This window comes from Curtobacterium sp. L6-1 (assembly GCF_018885305.1).
Classification (GTDB): Bacteria; Actinomycetota; Actinomycetes; order Actinomycetales; family Microbacteriaceae; genus Curtobacterium; species Curtobacterium aetherium.
Window position 1 is genome coordinate 3,351,544 of record NZ_CP076544.1, and the last position, 17,035, is coordinate 3,368,578.

Annotated in this window: 16 protein-coding genes; 11 read left to right on the forward strand and 5 right to left on the reverse strand. The window is 73.9% G+C overall.

The genetic code is table 11. The annotated features are described in order from the left end of the window. The first annotated feature begins 63 nt into the window (after positions 1–63). The 6 genes from KM842_RS15535 to KM842_RS15560 all read left to right on the forward strand — a co-directional run bounded on the left by KM842_RS15535 (position 64) and on the right by KM842_RS15560 (position 6,325). Positions 64–1,836 carry an adenosylhomocysteinase gene (locus tag KM842_RS15535; protein ID WP_216259757.1) on the forward strand — a complete coding sequence of 591 codons (1,773 nt, stop codon included), beginning with the start codon at positions 64–66 and terminating at the stop codon, positions 1,834–1,836. Next, a complete protein-coding gene (locus KM842_RS15540; protein WP_367397698.1) occupies positions 1,833–3,269 on the forward strand; it encodes an amidohydrolase family protein in 1,437 nt (478 codons plus the stop codon). The genes KM842_RS15535 and KM842_RS15540 overlap by 4 nt, the downstream gene beginning before the upstream one ends. Beyond that, entirely contained in the window at positions 3,266–3,772 is a 507-nt protein-coding gene (locus KM842_RS15545) for a cupin domain-containing protein (RefSeq protein WP_216259759.1), read from the forward strand. The genes KM842_RS15540 and KM842_RS15545 overlap by 4 nt, the downstream gene beginning before the upstream one ends. Positions 3,773–3,856: 84 nt before the next feature. Then, positions 3,857–4,678, forward strand: coding sequence for an ABC transporter substrate-binding protein (locus KM842_RS15550; RefSeq protein ID WP_216259761.1), 822 nt, complete (start codon positions 3,857–3,859; stop codon positions 4,676–4,678). Between the two features lie 7 nt (positions 4,679–4,685). Continuing rightward, complete coding sequence (locus KM842_RS15555) at positions 4,686–5,582, forward strand: amino acid ABC transporter permease (protein WP_216259763.1); 897 nt, start codon at positions 4,686–4,688, stop codon at positions 5,580–5,582. Then, on the forward strand, positions 5,579–6,325 hold the full coding sequence (locus KM842_RS15560) for an amino acid ABC transporter ATP-binding protein (protein WP_216259765.1): 747 nt from the start codon (positions 5,579–5,581) through the stop codon (positions 6,323–6,325). The genes KM842_RS15555 and KM842_RS15560 overlap by 4 nt, the downstream gene beginning before the upstream one ends. A 6-nt stretch (positions 6,326–6,331) precedes the next feature. Here the strand turns inward: KM842_RS15560 and KM842_RS15565 are convergent, their stop codons facing one another. Beyond that, a complete protein-coding gene (locus KM842_RS15565) occupies positions 6,332–7,309 on the reverse strand; it encodes an NAD(P)H-quinone oxidoreductase (RefSeq protein ID WP_216259767.1) in 978 nt (325 codons plus the stop codon). A gap of 126 nt (positions 7,310–7,435) precedes the next feature. On the opposite strand from KM842_RS15565, the gene KM842_RS15570 reads away from it, so the two are divergent. Next, positions 7,436–7,942 carry a hypothetical protein gene (locus KM842_RS15570; RefSeq protein WP_216259769.1) on the forward strand — a complete coding sequence of 169 codons (507 nt, stop codon included), beginning with the start codon at positions 7,436–7,438 and terminating at the stop codon, positions 7,940–7,942. Between the two features lie 79 nt (positions 7,943–8,021). Here KM842_RS15570 and KM842_RS15575 read toward each other — a convergent pair whose 3' ends face one another. The 3 genes from KM842_RS15575 to KM842_RS15585 form a co-directional block, all read right to left on the reverse strand. After that, positions 8,022–8,903: an aldo/keto reductase gene (locus tag KM842_RS15575; RefSeq protein ID WP_216259771.1), complete on the reverse strand. Its 882-nt coding sequence runs from the start codon at positions 8,901–8,903 to the stop codon at positions 8,022–8,024. A 228-nt stretch (positions 8,904–9,131) separates the two neighbouring features. Beyond that, positions 9,132–9,644, reverse strand: coding sequence for a DUF6264 family protein (locus KM842_RS15580; RefSeq protein ID WP_216259773.1), 513 nt, complete (start codon positions 9,642–9,644; stop codon positions 9,132–9,134). Positions 9,645–9,653: 9 nt separating this feature from the next. After that, positions 9,654–10,526, reverse strand: coding sequence for an HpcH/HpaI aldolase/citrate lyase family protein (locus KM842_RS15585; RefSeq protein WP_216259774.1), 873 nt, complete (start codon positions 10,524–10,526; stop codon positions 9,654–9,656). Positions 10,527–10,787: 261 nt separating this feature from the next. Between KM842_RS15585 and KM842_RS15590 the strand changes: the two genes are divergently transcribed. The 3 genes from KM842_RS15590 to KM842_RS15600 are packed head-to-tail and all read left to right on the forward strand — an operon-like array spanning position 10,788 to position 15,536. Beyond that, positions 10,788–14,540, forward strand: coding sequence for an AAA family ATPase (locus tag KM842_RS15590; protein WP_437124534.1), 3,753 nt, complete (start codon positions 10,788–10,790; stop codon positions 14,538–14,540). Further along, positions 14,537–14,908, forward strand: a complete 372-nt coding sequence (locus KM842_RS15595) for a hypothetical protein (RefSeq protein ID WP_216259778.1) — start codon at positions 14,537–14,539, stop codon at positions 14,906–14,908. The genes KM842_RS15590 and KM842_RS15595 overlap by 4 nt, the downstream gene beginning before the upstream one ends. 40 nt (positions 14,909–14,948) lie before the next feature. After that, a complete protein-coding gene (locus KM842_RS15600) occupies positions 14,949–15,536 on the forward strand; it encodes a CDP-alcohol phosphatidyltransferase family protein (protein ID WP_216259780.1) in 588 nt (195 codons plus the stop codon). 658 nt (positions 15,537–16,194) lie between these two features. On the opposite strand, the gene mscL is transcribed toward KM842_RS15600, so the two are convergent. After that, positions 16,195–16,704 (reverse strand): large conductance mechanosensitive channel protein MscL, encoded by a 510-nt coding sequence (gene mscL / locus KM842_RS15605; protein ID WP_216259782.1) that lies wholly within the window; start codon positions 16,702–16,704, stop codon positions 16,195–16,197. Positions 16,705–16,773: 69 nt separating this feature from the next. Between mscL and KM842_RS16095 the strand changes: the two genes are divergently transcribed. Further along, complete coding sequence (locus tag KM842_RS16095) at positions 16,774–17,025, forward strand: hypothetical protein (protein WP_367397725.1); 252 nt, start codon at positions 16,774–16,776, stop codon at positions 17,023–17,025. Positions 17,026–17,035: the final 10 nt, after the last annotated feature.

The following is a 17,035-nucleotide window of genomic DNA, read 5'->3' on the forward strand; positions in this document are numbered from 1 at the left end:
GGACCAGACCGGACCGGGCCCGACGCGGCCCGACGCGGCCCGTCCGCGTCCTACGATGGCTCCATGCCGCGCGCCGACCCGACGACCCGCGCCGACCCGGCCACGCTGCACTGGGCCTCCACCGCGGTCCGCCACGTCGCCCGCGTGACGAACATGCTCGTCGCGGCCCGCCGCTTCCGCATCGTCGGCGGTGACCGGCGGGAGGCCGCCGTCCTGCACCACCTGCTCACCGGCCTCGGCGCACGACCGGCCGACGCCGCCGACGGCACCGCGGTCGACCAGCTCTGGTGCCTCGGCACGCCCGACGAGAGCGCCGCCGCCGTCGAGACCGCCACCACCGACCGCGCCCGGGGTGCCACGCTCCTCGTCGTCGACGCCGGGCGTCACGTCCCCGCCGTCGACGAGGACGCCGCCGGCCCGACGACCCTCGCCCGACCGGGGGTGCTCGGCGTCCCGATGCTCTCCGACGACGTCTTCCTCGTCTCGACCGGCCGCGACGCCGAGGACGACCCCGCCGCCGCCGCACGCATCCGCTGGGCCCGCCGGTCGATGCCGGTCTCCCGCGCGGTCGCCGACGAACTCCGGCAGGGAGGCCTGCTGCGCGGCACCCGCATCGGCGTGAGCCTGTTCCTCGAACCGAAGACCGCCGTGCTGTCGCTCCTGCTGCGGGACGCCGGCGCCGAGGTCGTGGTCTACGCCCACGCGGACGAGACCGACGACGCCGTCGCCGCGGTCCTCCGTGCCGCGGGTGTGCCGGTGCACGCGAGCAGCACCGCGACGGTGGCGGAGCAGCGTGCCCTCGCCCTCGCGATGCTCGACACCCGGCCGCACGTGCTCGTCGACGACGGCTCCCACGTCGTGCGGCTCGTGCACCAGGAACGCCCCGACCTGCTGCCGACGATGCTCGGTGCGGCCGAGGAGACCACGAGCGGCCTGCGCCCGTTGCGGGTCCTCGCCGCCCGCGGGCAGCTCGGCATCCCGGTCGTCGCGGTGAACGACGCCCGCACCAAGACCTTCTTCGACAACCGGTACGGCACCGGGCAGTCGACGGTGTTCGCGACGCTCGACCTGGTCGACGCGCTCGACCCCGCCGTGCGGCCGGAGCTGACGGGAGGCGCGGCGGTCGTCGCCGGGTTCGGGCACGTGGGCGAGGGGGTCGCCCTGGTGCTCCGGGCGCTCGGCTTCCGGGTCACCGTCGCGGAGACCGACCCGGTCCGCGCGCTGCAGGCCCTGTTCGCCGGGTACGCCGTCGCACCGCTCACCGAGGCCGTCCACGCCGCCGACCTCGTGGTCAGTGCGACCGGGGTGCCCGACACGGTCAGCGTGGCGGTCCTGCGGGCCTGCGCCCCCGACGCCGTCGTCTCGGTCGCGGGCGGGGTGGACCAGGAGGTCGCGGTCGACGAGGCCGTGGCCGCCGGGGCCGTCCGCACGCCGGTCGGACGGAAGGTCGAGCGGCTGGCGCTGCCGGACGGGCCCGCCGTGCTCCTGCTCGACGGGGGCGGCTGCATCAACATCACCGCTGCCGAGGGCAACCCGATCGAGATCATGGACCTGTCGTTCGCGGCGCAGCTCGGCGCCGTGCGGATGCTCGTCGAGCGGGGCGACGAGCTCGACCGTGCCGTCGTGCCGATCGACTCCGCGGTGGACGAGGCGACCGCCCGGGTGGCGCTCGCCGTGTTCGGGGCGGTGGCCGCGCCTCCCGGCGGGACCGCCGCGCCGTCCGGTGGCCGCACCGACGGACCCGGCGCGCTCGCCGCGCAGGCCGTCGGCCTCGCCGCGCAGCCCGTCGACCGGGAACCCGACGTCCGGACCCGACGGTTCGGGGACCCGACGTGACCGGTCGACCGGACCCCGCGGCCACGACCGTGCACTCCGCGCGGATCGTCGTGCCGATGACCGCGCCGCCGATCGCCGACGGAGCGGTGGCGGTGCGCGACGGCCGGATCCTGCACGTCGGCGAACGCTCGTGGGTCGTGGACCAGCTCGACGGCACGCCGTTCACCGAGCGGCGCTGGCGCGGTGCGCTGCTGCCGGGCCTCGTCAATGCCCACACGCACCTGCAGTACACCGGCATGGCCAGTGTCGGGCAGCGGCAGTACAACGGGTTCGAGGACTGGGCGGCCGCGTTCAACGTCGACTACGCCGAGCCGCACGACTGGCGGGCCGAGGCCGCCGCGGGCGCCGTGCAGTCGATCGCGGCCGGGGTGACGAGCATCGCGGACGTCGTGACGGACATCGAGGCGGCCACCGCGCTCGAGGCCCACGGGCTCGGCGGCATCGCCTACTGGGAGGTGATGGACTGGGAGAACGCGGTCTGGCAGGAGCACGGGCGCGCCCAGGTCCTCGCCGAGCTCGAGCGCGTCCCGACCAGCCCCGGCGCCGGGCTGTCCCCGCACGCGCCCTACTCGCTCGACGTCGCCCCGCTGCTGGAACTGCCCGACATCGTGCGGCAGCGCGGCCTCCGCCTGCACCTGCACCTCGGCGAGGCCGCCTTCGAGGGGGAGCGCGCCGCCGTCGAACCGGTCCCCGGGCTCGACGGTGTCGCCGGGATCGGCCACGGCGCGGACTGGCACCTGGCGAACGTGCCGTCCTTCCGGGCCATGCGGGCGCTCGGGTTCGGTGCGAGCGCGACCTCGTTCGTCGACCGCCTCGGCGTCCTCGGTCCGGACTGCCACATCGCCCACGGCGTCTACGTGACCGCGGCCGACCGCGCGCTGCTCCGGGCACGGGGGACCGCCGTCGCGCTCTGCCCGCGGTCGAACGCCGTCATCGGACTCGACCCGCCGCCCGTCGCCGACTACCTGCGCGAGGGCAGCCCGATCGCCGTCGGCACCGACTCGCTGTCGTCCTCGCCGTCCCTCGACCCGATGGCCGACGTCACCGCGCTGCACCGCATCGCCCGCGCGCAGGGGTACGCCGCGCGCGACCTGCACGAACGGCTGCTCGCGGCCGCGACCCTGGGCGGCGCGCACGCCATGGGGCTCGCGGTCGGTCCGGACCGCACCGGGCACCTCGCCGTGGGGGCGCGGGCGGACCTGGCCGTGTTCGACGTCGACGCGCGGACCGTGCCCGACGCGCTCGCCGAGCTCGTGGAGGACGGCGCCGGACGTGCCGCCGCCACCGTGGTCCGCGGGGTCGTCCGGACCGCGGGTGCCGCGACCGTCGGCCCCACGGCCGGCAACCCCACGCCCGGCAGCCCCACGCCCGGCAGCCCCATGCCCGGCGGCCCGACCACCGGAGCCGTCACCACCAGCAAGGAGTCCCGATGACCGACACCCCGCCCCGCCCCGGCACGGCCGCCCGCCGCACCGTCTCCGGCGACCTCGTCGAGTGGCTCGACGTCCCGCAGCGCGCGGCCGCCCTCGGCATGGAGCCGCACCCCGAGGGCGGCTGGTACGTCCGCACCTGGACCTCGCCCGCCACCGTGCAGACCCCCGCGGGGGAGCGACCCGCCGCGACCCTCATCCACTTCCTCCTGCCGCCGGGCGAGGCGTCGGCGTGGCACCGGGTCACGAGCGACGAGATCTGGATGTGGCACGGTCCCGACACGGTCGAGCTCGAACTCGGCGGGTCCGGGGAGCAGCCCGAGCCCGGCGCACGGATCACCCTCGGCCCGGACGCCGGGCGCGACCGGGTCAACGACGCGCAGGCGTTCGTCCGCGGTGGTGTGTGGCAGCGCACGATCCCCGGGGACGGCGAGGTGCTCCTCAGCTGCCTGGTGTCGCCCGGCTTCTCGTTCGAGGACTTCACGATGGTCCAGCCCACCGAGTAGCGAGGAGTCATCCGCTTCGCGTTGGTATCCCACGGCGAAGTACACTTCGTCCTGCCCTGTTCTCCTCTCGACGAAGGCCAGACCGTGACCCGTCCCCTCCGCCTGACCATCGCCCTCGCCTCGGCCCTCGTCGCCGCGACCGCCCTCGCCGGGTGCTCGTCCGGCGGGAGCAGCAACGCCGACGGCACCGTGACCGACGGCAAGCTCACGATCGCCACCGGCCAGCCCGCGTACTCGCCCTGGGTCGAGGACGACGACCCCGCGTCCGGCAAGGGCTTCGAGGCCGCGCTCGCCTACGCCGTCGCGAAGGAGATGGGGTACGAGAAGTCCGACGTCGTGTGGAAGCGCAGCACCTTCGACAGCGCCATCGCCCCGGGCGCGAAGGACTGGGACCTCAACCTGCAACAGTTCTCGATCGACGCCAAGCGCAAGAAGGCCGTCGACATGTCGTCGCCGTACTACACGACCACCCAGGCCGTCGTGACGTCCGCGGGGTCCGCCGCAGCCGGGGACACCACCGTCGCGTCGCTGAAGAAGGACACCATCGGCGTCGCCGCCGGTTCGACGAGCATCCAGAGCGTCAAGGACGTGCTCGGCGTCACCCCGCAGGTGTTCAACTCGAACGACGACGCCGTCCTGGCGCTCGGGTCCGGTCAGATCGACGCCATCGTCACCGACCTGCCCACCGCGTTCTTCATCGCCGCCTCGCAGGTCGACGACGGCACCGTCTCGGCGCAGTTCCCGGCCGACGGCAAGGGCGACCAGTTCGGCATCGTGCTGCCCAAGGACTCGGCCCTGACGAGCAAGGTCGACGACGCGATCGAGTCGCTCGACGCGGACGGCACGCTCGAGGACCTGCAGACCAAGTGGCTGTCCTCCGAGACGAACACGCCGGTCCTGAAGTGACCCGCGCATGACCCTGCCCGCCGGCGCGGGCGGTCCGGCGGGAGCCGGCACCCCCGTCGTCGCCCCGGCACCGAGCCAGGTCGAGCGCGAACGGCAGCTCTACCGCCGGCAGCGCGGCCGCCGCTCGGTCGCCGTGTCGGTGGTGTCGACGCTCGTCGTCGTCGCGCTCGTCTGGACCGGCATCGTCAACACCCCCGGGTGGGCCGCGGTGCAGCGGTCGTTCTTCGACCCGGCCGTTGCGTGGGCGACGCTGCCGGACATCCTGCTCGGCCTGTGGCTGAACGTGCGGATCCTGTTCTTCGCGAGCATCGGTGTGGCCGTCCTCGGCACCCTGCTCGCGGTCGTCCGCGGTCTGCGGAGCCCGGTGTTCTTCCCGCTGCGGATGCTCGCGACCGGCTACACCGACCTGTTCCGCGGCCTGCCGCTCATCATCGTGCTCTACCTGGTCGGCTTCGGCCTGCCCGGCCTCGGCGTCTTCCCGCGCCTCGCCCCGGAGTTCTGGGGCACGATCGCCATCGTGCTGACGTACTCGTCGTACGTCGCCGAGGTGCTCCGCGCCGGCATGGAGGCGGTGCACCCGTCCCAGCGCCTGGCCGCTCGGTCGCTCGGCCTGTCCCACGCCCAGACGCTGCGGTTGGTCGTGCTGCCGCAGGCGATCCGCAAGGTCACCCCGGCGCTCATGAACGACTTCGTGTCGATGCAGAAGGACGTCGGGCTGGTCTCGATCCTCGGCGCGGTCGACGCCGTCCGCAGCGCGCAGATCGCTCAGGCCGAGGAGACGAACTTCACGCCGTACCTCGTCGCCGGCCTGCTCTTCGTCCTCATCAGCCTGCCGCTCATCCGCATCACCGACGGCATCGCCCGGAAGCAGCAGCAGCGCGAACAGATCGGAGGCACGGTGTGAGCGACGAGACCGTTCCCGTCCTCGAACTGCGCGGCCTGCGCAAGTCCTTCGGCGACCAGCAGGTCCTGCGCGGGATCAACCTGGCGGTGCACCGGCACGAGGTGATCTGCGTCATCGGTGCCTCGGGCTCCGGCAAGTCGACGCTGCTGAAGACCGTGAACCTGCTCGAGGGCATCGACGACGGCCAGATCCTGCTCCGCGGCGACGACGTGTCGGACCCGCGGGTCGACGTCGACGCCACCCGCGCCCGGATCGGCGTCGTGTTCCAGCAGTTCAACCTGTTCCCGCACATGAGCGTCCTCGACAACGTGACGCTCGCCTCGCGGAAGGTGCACCGCGCCTCCCGGGCCGAGGCCGAGGCGACCGCACGCCGCCTGCTGGACCGGATCGGGCTCGCGGACTTCGCGTCGGCGTACCCGGACCGGTTGTCCGGCGGACAGCAGCAGCGCGTCGCCGTGGTCCGGGCGATCGCGTCCGACCCGGAGCTGCTCCTGCTCGACGAGGTGACCAGTGCGCTCGACCCGCAGCTCGTGGGCGAGGTCCTCGACCTGGTCACCGAGCTCAAGCAGCAGGGCTCGACCATCCTCATGACGACGCACGAGATGCACTTCGCGCGGAACGTCGCCGACCGGATCGTGTTCCTGCACCAGGGCGAGGTCGTCGAGGAGGGCGCTCCCGCGGCGGTCCTCGACGACCCGCAGCACCCGGCACTCCGGGCGTTCCTGGCGCGCGTGCACGCCTGACCGGGCCTACACGGCGAGCAGCAGCTTCCCGACGACGTCGCCGGACGCCAGGCGCCGGTGCGCCTCGGCCGCGTCGGCGAGCGGCAGCACCGTGTCCACGACCGGACGCACCCGCCCGTCCTCGACGAACGGCCAGACGTCCCGCCGCACCGCCGCGACGATCGCGGCCTTCTCGGCGGACGGCCGCGCCCGGAGGGTCGTCCCGCTGACCGATGCCCGCTTGCGCATGAGCTGCCCGATCGGCAGGGTGGCGTCCGGCCCGGACCCGGCCGCGATGATCGCGAGGTGACCGTTCGGCGCCAGGACCTCGAGGTTCCGGTGCAGGTAGGACGGCCCGACCACGTCGAGCACCACGTCGACGCCGACCCCGTCCGTGAAGGCGAGGGCGCGCTCGACGAAGTCCTCCTCGCGGTGGTCGACGACGAGGTCCGCGCCGAGCTCGCGGGAGGCCGCCACCTTCCGCGCGCCGCCGCTCGTCGCGATCACCCGGGCGCCGAGGGCCTTCGCCCAGAGCACCGCGTGCGACCCCATCCCGCCGGTGCCGCCGTGCACCAGGAGCGTCTGCCCGGGGCGGAGTCCGGCGAGCATCCCGATGTTCGAGTACACCGTGCACGCGGCCTCGGGGAGCGCGGCCGCGGCCACCAGGTCGAGCCCGTCGGGCACCGGCAGGAGCTGCGCCGCGGGCACGACCGCGAGCGAGGCGTACCCGCCGCCGCTCAGCAGGGCGCAGACCCGGTCGCCGACCGCCCATCCGGTCACGCCGGCGCCGAGCGCGCGGACCGTTCCGGAGACCTCGAGCCCGAGCACGTCGGACGCGCCGGGCGGCGGCGGGTAGTTCCCCTGCCGCTGCTGCAGGTCCGCGTTGTTGACGCCCGCGGCCGCGACCTCGACGAGGACCTCGCCCTCGCCGGGCACGGGGTCGGGGAGCTCGCCGAGGGTGAGGACGTCGACGTCGCCGGGCTGGGAGAAGGTGATGGCACGCATCCCTCGACCGTACGCGCCCGCCCGACGGGCCCGGTCGCCCGTGCCGGACTCCTGAGCATCCGGTCAGTACTGTCGGAGCGGAACGGCGCCCCGAACGGGAGCCCGTCACGAACCAAGGGGGATCCCATGTCCACGAAGCACGTCTCCGTCCTCGCGACCGCGGCACTCGCGATGGCCCTGCTCGCCGGGTGCTCGTCGGGCGGCAGCACCACGGCCGAGGGGAACCAGGACGCCGGGGGTGCGACGAGCGGTTCCTCGAGCGCGCCGTCGAAGGCCGCCGAGGAGCAGTCGGACTCGCAGTCCAAGGCCGACGCGTGCAAGGCCTTCGAGAGCAAGGTCCGCTCGGCCGCCGAGGGCCTGCAGTCCGAGGCCACGAAGCTGCAGTCCGACCCCGACGCCGCGGTCGCGAAGCTCAAGGAGCTCGACGCGAGCATCGACGAGGGCGTCGACTCGGTCAGCAACACCGAGGTGAAGGGCAAGGCCGAGGCCTTCCAGAGCGCCTACGGCGACATGGTGACCCGTCTCGAGCAGATCACGAAGGACCCGGAGTCCGCCGACCTGTCGGCGTTCCAGGAGTCGGCCACCGCGGTCCAGACCGCCGGGACCGACTTCGACACGACCTGCCAGTCCTGACACGCGACGGCCGTCGCTGACGCGCCCCGTGCCTCCAGACCGCCTGGAGGCACGGGGCGCGTCCCGTCTCGTCGGTCGCCTACGCGGCCTGCTCCGGTCGCGACGCGTCGAGCCGGTCGACCTCCTCGGGGCGGAGCTTGACGGTCGCCGCCGTGACGGAGTCGAGGATCGACTGCGGCCGGGACGCTCCCGGGATCGGGATGACGACGTCGCTCTTGGCGAGCTCCCACGCGAGCGCGATGACCTGCGGGGTGACGTCCCGCTCGCGGGCGATGACGGCGAAGTCCTCGGCCGTCGTGCCGAGGTCCGCGGCACCACCGATGCCGCCGAGCGGGCTCCACGGCAGGAACGCGATGCCGAGCTCGTCGCAGAGCTCGAGTTCCGGCTCACTCGAGCGGAACACCGGCGAGAACCGGTTCTGGACCGAGGCGAGACGGCCGCCCAGGACGTCGTTCGCCTCGCGGATCTGGTCGACGGTCGCGTTCGAGATGCCAGCCATCCGGATGACACCCTCGTCGAGCAGTTCCGCGAGCGCACCGACCGAGTCGGCGTACGGCACCGCGGGGTCCGGGCGGTGGAACTGGTAGAGGCCGATCGCCTCGACGCCGAGGCGCTTCGCCGAGGCCTTCGCCGCCTCCTTGAGGTACGCCGGGTCGCCGTTCTGCGCCCACGCGCCGGCTTCCGGACGCAGGTGCCCGCCCTTCGTGGCGATGAGCACGGACGAGGTGTCGCCCGAGAACTCCCGGACCGCCTTCGCGATGAGCTCCTCGTTGTGGCCGACCTCGTCGTGCGCGGCCAGGTGGTACGCGTCGGCGGTGTCGATGAGGGTGACGCCGGCCTCGAGGGCGGCGTGGACGGTGGCGACGGAGCGCCGTTCGTCCGGCCGCCCCTCGATGGACATCGGCATGCCGCCGAGACCGATCGCGCTGACGGACGTGTCTCCGATGACTCGTTGCTTCATCGGCCCAGCATGCGCCCGGCGGCGGGGTGGGCGTCCAGGCGAGCAGGCCACGGAACGCACTCGGCGGCGCGCTCCCCGTCGCGACGGGTCCGCCGGGCGCACCCGCGACCACCGTCGCGCTCGTGTCCCGGTCCCCGATGTCCCGCCGGGCGGTCGGGCGGCTGCTCGGGCCAGGCGGGCGACCGGTCGTCCGGCCCCTCGTCCACCTGGGCGGCAGCAGCCGGGCGGTCAGCCGGTCGGCAGCTGCGCGGACGCGACCCCGCCGTCCCGACCGACACCCTGCTGGTCGAGGGTGCCGACGAAGAGCACGGTGCCCCACGTGACGGCGACGACCGCCAGCACGAAGCCGATCCCGGCGATCCACCACGAGGTCCGGCGGCGGATCCAGGCGCGGACCGCGAACACCAGCGTCACGACGCCCACCACGAACGCCCCTCCGGCGGCGAGCACGGCACCACCGACGAGCCCGCCCGTGCTGCACGACGCGCTCGTTCCGCAGGACGTCGCCGCGGACGCGACCGCGACGATGCCCGCGACGGCCGCGACCGCGGTCAGGACGGCACCCGCCGCCAGGAGCAGGACGGTCGACACCCGGTCGGCGATCTTCCCGGGCGGGAACAGCGAGGTGGCACCCTGCTCCCACGCGGCACGCTCGGCGTCGGTCGCACGCTGCGACGACCACCCGTCCTGCTGCGGGCGGTGGTGCTCGGGTCCGGATCCGGGGACGTTCGACCAGGTCATGGGACCGTCCTACCGGGGCTCGACCCCGAACGCCTGGGCGAGACGCTGGATCTTCTGCGCCCGGCCGAGGCGCGGCAGGTCGGAACCGTCGCGGATGACCCGGCCGCGGGCCTCGAAGTCGTCGAGGAAGTCCTGCGCCCACGCGACGTCGGTGGGGGTCGGGGAGATGACCTCGTTGATGACCGGCAGCTGCTCGGTGTCCAGGCAGAGCTTGCCGGTCAGGCCGAGGGACACCGCGACCTGCGACTGCTCCCGGAGGATCGGGTGCGACGACCCGACCGTCGGACCGTCGATCGGACCGGGCAGGTCGCCGACGCGCGAGGCCACGACCAGGCGGGACCGCGGGTAGGCCATCGCGAGGGTGTCCGCGCTCGTGCCGGTGTCGCGCCGGTAGTCACCGCTGCCGAACGCCAGGCGGAACGCGCCCTGCGCCTTCGCGATGCTGGTCGACTCCTCGATGCCGACGGCGGACTCCACCAGGGCGATCACGGGCGTCTGTCCACCGAGCCGGTGCCAGGTGTCCGTGACCTGCGCCGGCGACTCGGTCTTCGCGAGCATCACGCCCTGCAGCCCGGGCAGCCCGCGGAGCTCCTCGACGTCGTCCGCCCAGAAGTCGGTCGTGACGTCGTTGATCCGCACCCAGGCCTCGCCACCACCGGCGAGCCACGCGGCGACGGTGGACCGGGCGGACGGCTTCGCTGCCGGGTCGACGGCGTCCTCGATGTCCAGGATCACCTGGTCGGCGCGGGAGCGGGTGGCCCGGTCGAAGCGCTCGGCGGCGGTGCCGGCGACGAGGAGCCAGGAGCGCGAGATCTCGGCGGGGACCGATCGACGCCGGGAGCCGGCAGGGGTGGACGGAGCGGGACGGTCGTCGATGGCCATGCACCGTTGGTACCACACCCCGGCGTCCGGGCTCCGGCGAGCGCGCCACGACGGCTGGACGCCGGACGCGTGCCGACGGGCGGCGCCGGCGGGTCGTCGTCGGGCGTCGGTCGCCCGGCTGCGGTGTGGTGCGACCGGTGGAGGCGCCGCCCCGGGACGGAAAAGGCGGGAACCGCGGGCTCATTGCCAGAGAGGCACCGCGCCTCCGCCTACAGTGGGCGTGTGTGGCGAGTGGACAGGGCGACTGATGACGGGGACGACGTGAACGACGACGCCTCGGTCGAGGGTGCCGACCTGCCCGACGAGCAGTCACCGCTGCGCCCCGAGCTCCAGGTCACCAGCCCGCACGCGATCAGCCTCGGCGATCCCCGCCTGACCGCGGGCAACGCCGCCGAGCCCGCTTGGGACGCCTGGCGGGAACAGCTCGCCGGCGTCGGCGGGACGAGCCCGCTCGTGCACTTCGCCGACCACCCCCGCGGTCGCATCGAGCTCTCGACGACGCACCCGGGTGGCCTCGCCCAGTTCATCACCGGCAAGACGACGCTGCTCTCCAGCCTGATCCGCGACGAGGTCGCCCTCCGCGCCGCCCGCGTCGCCGCCGGGCACGTCGAGGCGAAGGGCACCGAGCTCGCCACCGTCCGCGGCATCGACGCCGTCAAGCTGGGCATCGGCATCGCCGACTGGCAGCACGGCGACGAGCACTTCCGCGGTCCGGTGCTGCTCCGCCCGCTCGCGATCCGCCGCCACGGCCGTGACTTCGAGGTCCGTCTGCTCGGCGAACCCGTCCTCAACCCCGGACTGTCCGACGCACTGCGTGAGCAGTTCGGCGTGACCCTCGACGCGCAGTCGTTCGTCGCGCTCGCGCAGCAGGACGGCTCGTTCACGCCCAACCCGGTGATCGACCGGCTCCGTGGGCTGACCGCGCACATCCCGGGATTCTCCGTCCACGCCCGCCTGGTCGTGTCCACGTTCGCCGAGGTCGCGACCGGCCTGGTCGAGGACACCGAGGACCTGGCGCACCCCGTCCTCGACGCGCTCGCCGGCAACCCGAGCGCCAAGTGGCAGGTCGAGCAGTCGTACCACCCGGTCGAGCAGACGCCGTCCGACGAGCGCAGCCCCGAGACCGACACGCTCCTCCTCGACGCCGACGACGAGCAGGAGAACGTGATCGCGCAGATCACGGCCGGCAACTCCATCGTCGTGAAGACGCTGCCCGGCACGGGCGGCACGCAGACCATCGTCAACGCGCTCGGCGGCCTGGTCGCCGCGAACAAGCGCGTCCTCGTGGTGAGCCCGCGACGGGCCACGCTCCGCGGCATCGCCGCCCGCTTCGGTGAGGTGCACCTGCCCGGTGTCGCCGTCACGCCGGGCACCCTCCGCCGCGACGTCGTCCGCGCGATCGCCCGGAACGAGAAGGCGAGCCGTCCGAACCTGCGCGAGGTCGACGACGCCCTCGTCCGCCTGCGCAAGGTCCTCACCGACTACCGCGGCGCCCTGACCCGCACCGACCCCGACTTCGGCGTCAGCGTGCTCGACTGCCTCGTCGAGCTGTCGCGCCTGTCGCTCCTGCCGGTCGCGCCGTCCACCACCGCCCGCCTGTCGAAGCAGTCCGTCGTCTCGATGGTCAGCGGTCGCGCCCGCGTCGCCGAGACCATGGTGAGCGCCGCCAACCTCGGCGAGTTCCGCTACGGCCCGGACGACTCGCCCTGGTACGGCGCGAAGTTCACCTCGAGCGACGGTGCCCAGCGCGCCCACCGGACCGCGCAGGAACTCGACGGCGGGGCGCTCCCGGCCCTCCTGCAGCGTGCGCACGACCTCGTCGCCTCGACGCACATGCGGCAGTTCACGACGATCAACGAGCTCGGCATCTACCTGCGCCTGCTCACCGAGATCCGGGACACCCTCGACCGCTTCCTGCCCGTCGTCTTCGACCGCTCGGTGTCCGAGCTGGTCGCCGCGACCGCCCCGCGTGGCGAGGGCGCCCCGATGTCGAGCACGAACCGCCGCCGGCTGAAGAAGCTCGCGCGGGAGTACGTCCGTCCGGGCGTGCACGTGTCCGACCTGCACGAGGCCCTGACCCGCGTGCAGCAGCAGCGGGTCCTCTGGCAGCGCTACGTCGCCGCCGGCGTGAACCCCGAGGTCCCCACCGGCATCGCCGACGTCCAGGTCCTGTTCTCGAACGTCGTCCAGGACCTCGCACGCCTCGACGAGCCGCTCGGCCGCACCAGCCGCGACCAGCAGCTCGCGAACCTGCCGATCGACCAGCTCGTGCCGACGATCGCCGAACTCGCGGCCGAGTCCGACGTCCTGCACAACCTGCAGGAGCGCACCGAGCTCATGCAGACCCTCCGCGACCTGCAGCTCGAGCCCCTGCTGACGGACCTGGCGAACCGCCACGTGCCCGACGTGCAGGTCCCCGCCGAGCTCGAGCTCGCCTGGTGGCAGTCCGCCCTCGAGACCATGCTCGAGTCGGACCGGGCACTCCTCGGCGCGAACACCGACATGCTCGACCGGGTCGAGGCCGACTTCCGCCTCGTCGACGACGCGCACGCGGCCGGGGTCTCCCAGGGCCTGGCGTGGCAGCTCGCCGAGAACTGGAAGGTCGGGCTCGTCGACTGGCCGGAGGAGTCCGCCGCGCTGAAGACGCAGCTCAAGGAGGGTGCGATCACCTCGCGCCTGCTGCACGACTCCGCGCCGCACCTGTCCCGTGCCATCGCGCCGGTCTGGCTCGCCTCGCCGTACGAGGTCGCGCACATCGCCGACACGATGCCGTTCGACACCGTGATCCTGGTCGACGCCGGTGCGGTCACGATCGCCGAGACCGTCGGCGCCGTCCGCCGTGCCCGCCAGACCGTCGTGTTCGGCGACCCGGTCACGCAGACGCCGTCACCGTTCCGCATCGCCGTCGACCCCGAGCACCGTGCCCTGCAGGTGGACGAGGAGACGCTCGACGCGCTGCACGCCGACTCGGCGCTGGCGAAGCTCTCGACGCTGCTGCCGACCCTCTCGCTCACCCGCTCGTACCGTGCCGGCGGCGAGGACCTGGCGGAGCTCGTCAACCGCCGGTTCTACGGCGGCCGCATCGAGTCGCTGCCGTGGGCCGGGTCGTTCCTCGGCCACGGGTCCATCGCGCTCGACTACGTCAGCGAGGGCAAGGCCGTCCCCGACCCCGAGTCCGGAGCGGTCGAGAGCGTCGACGCCGAGGTGGACCGCGTCGTCCGCCACGTCATCGAGCACGCCCGGACCCGACCGACCGAGTCGCTCATGGTCATCACGGCCTCGGCGAAGCACGCGGTCCGCGTCGAGCAGGCCGTCCTCGCCGCCGCGCAGGGCCACAAGGACCTCACCGAGTTCGTCATCGGCGACCGTCCCGAGCCGTTCATCGTCGCCACGCTCGAGCAGTCCGTGGCGCAGAGCCGCGACCGGGTCGTGTTCTCGATCGGGTACGGCCGCACGCCGCACGGCCGCGTCCTGCGCGACTTCGGTCCGCTCGGCAAGCCCGGCGGGGAGCGGCTGCTCGCGGTCGCGATGACCCGTGCCCGCCGCTCGATGGTCATCGTCACCTGCTTCCAGCCGTCGGACATCGAGGCCGAGCGCATGGGCCACGGCACCGTCGCCCTCGCCGAGATCCTGGCCGAGGTCCGCGCCCGCACCACCGCCGAGTACGTTCCGGACGACTCCGACCCGCTGCTCGTCGACCTCGCCCGGCGGCTCGAGATGCGCGGCATACCGGTCGCGCTCGGACACCGCGGCAAGCTCGGCCTGGTCGCCGCGCACGGCGGTGTCTGCGTGACGATCGAGACCGACGCGTCGCTCGTGCGCGGATCGCTCCGGGAGTCCCTGCGCCTCCGCCCCGAGGTCCTGCGTCGACTCGGCTGGCACTACGTGCGCGTGCACGCGTTCCAGCTGTTCTCCGACCCGGACCGGGTGGCGAACACGGTCGCGCAGGTGCTCGGCGTCGACCGCGGTGCCACGCAGGAGATCTCGATCCCGCCGGTCCCCGCTCGTCGATGACGGCTCGTCCGTCGCGTCGGGCCGCCCGCCCGGCGGGGCCGGTCACGGCCACCACCGACCAGCTCACCGGCACGTGGACGCCCGCCGCGACCGACCCGCCCGTCGCGACCGACCAGGCCGGGGCGGCCGACCCGACCGGGGCGGCCGGCCGACCGACGCCGACCACCCCGCCGACGGGAGCGTCGTCGACGACGGTGGGCGAGCCTCCCGAGCGGTCCCGGCCGGGAGGCGCGACCCGCGCGGGCAGACGCGTCACCACCCAGCCGGTGCCGGGCAGCGACCCGACCCCCGCACCGGAGCCCGCGCGGCACGGGGACGGCGAGAACGACGACCGCCTGCTCCGCGACCGGCCGCCGCACTGGGGCTGACCGGTACGCTGGGGATCCGACCCCCGAACGGAAGCGTGTGATGACGGACCCCTCCCGGCGGCGCCGGCCCGACTGGCAGACGTGGCCGAACCTCATCACGCTGGTGCGCTTCGTCCTCATCCCCGTCTACGTCGGACTCGTGGTCGCGGGGCACCCCGGGTGGGCGCTGACGTCGCTCGTCGTCCTCGGGGTGAGCGACTGGGCGGACGGGTTCCTCGCGCGGCGACTGCACCAGGAGTCCGCACTCGGCAAGGTGCTCGACCCCGTCGCCGACCGGCTGGCCATCGTCGCGATCGTGCTCTCGCTCGTGCTCGTCGGGCTGCTGCCGTGGATCGTCGTGGTGATCGTGCTGGCCGTCGACGTGGCGCTGGTCGCCCTCTCGAGCGCGTGGTTCCGCGGCAACCCGGACCTCCGCGTGACGTGGACGGGCAAGATCCGGTCCGCGCTGCTGTTCATCGGGCTGCCGGTGCTGCTGTTCTCGTCGACCTCGGTGGCTGCGGACCACGAGTGGATCCGGAACATCGCGCTCGTGTTCGTCTGGCTCGGAACGATCGGCCACGTGCTGGCCGGGCTGCAGTACGCGGCGGAGATGTCCCGGAAGCACCGGACGCAGCGCGCTCCGGCGTAGCGCGGGCGCGGGCGCGGCGGCGGCCCGGAGGCGGCGGCCGGAGGCGGCGGCCGGAGGCGGCCGGGCGGGGGCCGAGGTCGCACGACATGCCGCTCATGTCCCCGGGAAGCGGCGTGTCCTGCGACCCCGGCGTCCGGCCCGCGGCACGTCGTGCGACTTCGCTGAGGGGAGGCCCGCCGCGCCAGTGCGACGCCCGTCCCGTGCCGCCACACCCGGCGCTCGGCGCCGAGGTCGCACGAACTGCCGCCGAACCCTTCTCGGGGCGGCAGTTCGTGCGACCTCGGTGTTCGGCCGCGGCATGTCGTGCGACCGCGGCGTTGAGCCCGCGGCATGTCGTGCGACCCCGGCAAGCGGCGCCCCGAGCCTCGCCGCCACTCCCGGTAGGCGACGTCGAGGTCGCACGATCAGCCGCCGAACCCCTCGCAACGCAGCGGTTCGTGCGACGCGGGCGTCTGGCGGGCGGCGGGTTGCGCGACCTCGGCGGGGGCCGACGTCTGGGGAGGCACGCCCGGGGAACGGCGTCGAGGTCGCACGGTCTGCCGCGGACCCTCTCGGGAGGCGTCAGGTCGTGCGACCTCGCTGGGCGGTCGGCGGCGTGTTGCGCGACCTCGGCCGGGGCGGCGACACGAACCCCGCGCGGCCGCCGACTGCGCAGGCGCTAGAGCTTCGTCGTCCCCGCGATGCCGGGGCCCTCCGGCTCGCTCGGCGGGGCGACGTGGGCGCCTCCACCGGTCCCGCCGACGGCGGCGTCGCCACCCTGCTGGGCACGGAGCAGGTCGCGGATCTCGACGAGCACCTCGACGTCGGTGGGCGGGACGTCCTGCGGTGTCTGCTCCTCGTTGTTCTTCACCCGGTCGAAGGCGACCTTCTTGAGGTGGTTCACCGGCACGACGAGCGCGAAGTACACGACCGCGGCGACGATGACGAAGTTGATGACGGCGCCGATGACCGAGCCGAACATCAGCGGAGCGTGCCCGCCCGAGACGGTGGGGATCTTCCAGATCAGGGCCTTGTCCAGGCTCGACGCGTTGAACACCGCACCGATGAGCGGGTTGATGATCGCGTTGACGATGCTCGTGACGATGGCGGTGAACGCGGCACCGATGACCACTGCGACCGCCAGGTCGATGACGTTGCCGCGGAGCAGGAACTCCTTGAAGCCCTTCACGCGAGCCCCCCTTCTGTCGTGGACGGCCGCCGGGAGGCGGCCCGGTCCAACCTATCCAGGAGGCGCGGGGTGGGTCAGGACGCGGACGATCCGCCCGACGACGATCCGCCCGACGACGAGCCGGACGAGCCGGACCCCGACGACGACGCTCCCGACGAAGACGACCCGGACCCGGACGACCCGGACCCGGAGGAGCCGGACCCGGAGGACCCGGACCCGGACGAGCCCGACCCGGACCCCGACGACCCCGACCCGGACGATCCCGACCCGGACCCCCCGCTGCCCGCACCCTTCGGCGTCGCACGCGAGTCCGTCCGGTAGAAGCCCCCAC

Bases quoted from the DNA above. Each gene is read 5' to 3' on its own strand.
- KM842_RS15535 (WP_216259757.1), top strand. From the start codon at position 64: ATGCCGCGCGCCGACCCGACGACCCGCGCCGACCCGGCCACGCTGCAC.
- KM842_RS15545 (WP_216259759.1), top strand. From the start codon at position 3,266: ATGACCGACACCCCGCCCCGCCCCGGCACGGCCGCCCGCCGCACCGTC.
- KM842_RS15555 (WP_216259763.1), top strand. From the start codon at position 4,686: ATGACCCTGCCCGCCGGCGCGGGCGGTCCGGCGGGAGCCGGCACCCCC.
- KM842_RS15565 (WP_216259767.1), bottom strand. From the start codon at position 7,309: ATGCGTGCCATCACCTTCTCCCAGCCCGGCGACGTCGACGTCCTCACC.
- KM842_RS15570 (WP_216259769.1), top strand. From the start codon at position 7,436: ATGTCCACGAAGCACGTCTCCGTCCTCGCGACCGCGGCACTCGCGATG.
- KM842_RS15575 (WP_216259771.1), bottom strand. From the start codon at position 8,903: ATGAAGCAACGAGTCATCGGAGACACGTCCGTCAGCGCGATCGGTCTC.
- KM842_RS15580 (WP_216259773.1), bottom strand. From the start codon at position 9,644: ATGACCTGGTCGAACGTCCCCGGATCCGGACCCGAGCACCACCGCCCG.
- KM842_RS15585 (WP_216259774.1), bottom strand. From the start codon at position 10,526: ATGGCCATCGACGACCGTCCCGCTCCGTCCACCCCTGCCGGCTCCCGG.
- KM842_RS15595 (WP_216259778.1), top strand. From the start codon at position 14,537: ATGACGGCTCGTCCGTCGCGTCGGGCCGCCCGCCCGGCGGGGCCGGTC.
- KM842_RS15600 (WP_216259780.1), top strand. From the start codon at position 14,949: ATGACGGACCCCTCCCGGCGGCGCCGGCCCGACTGGCAGACGTGGCCG.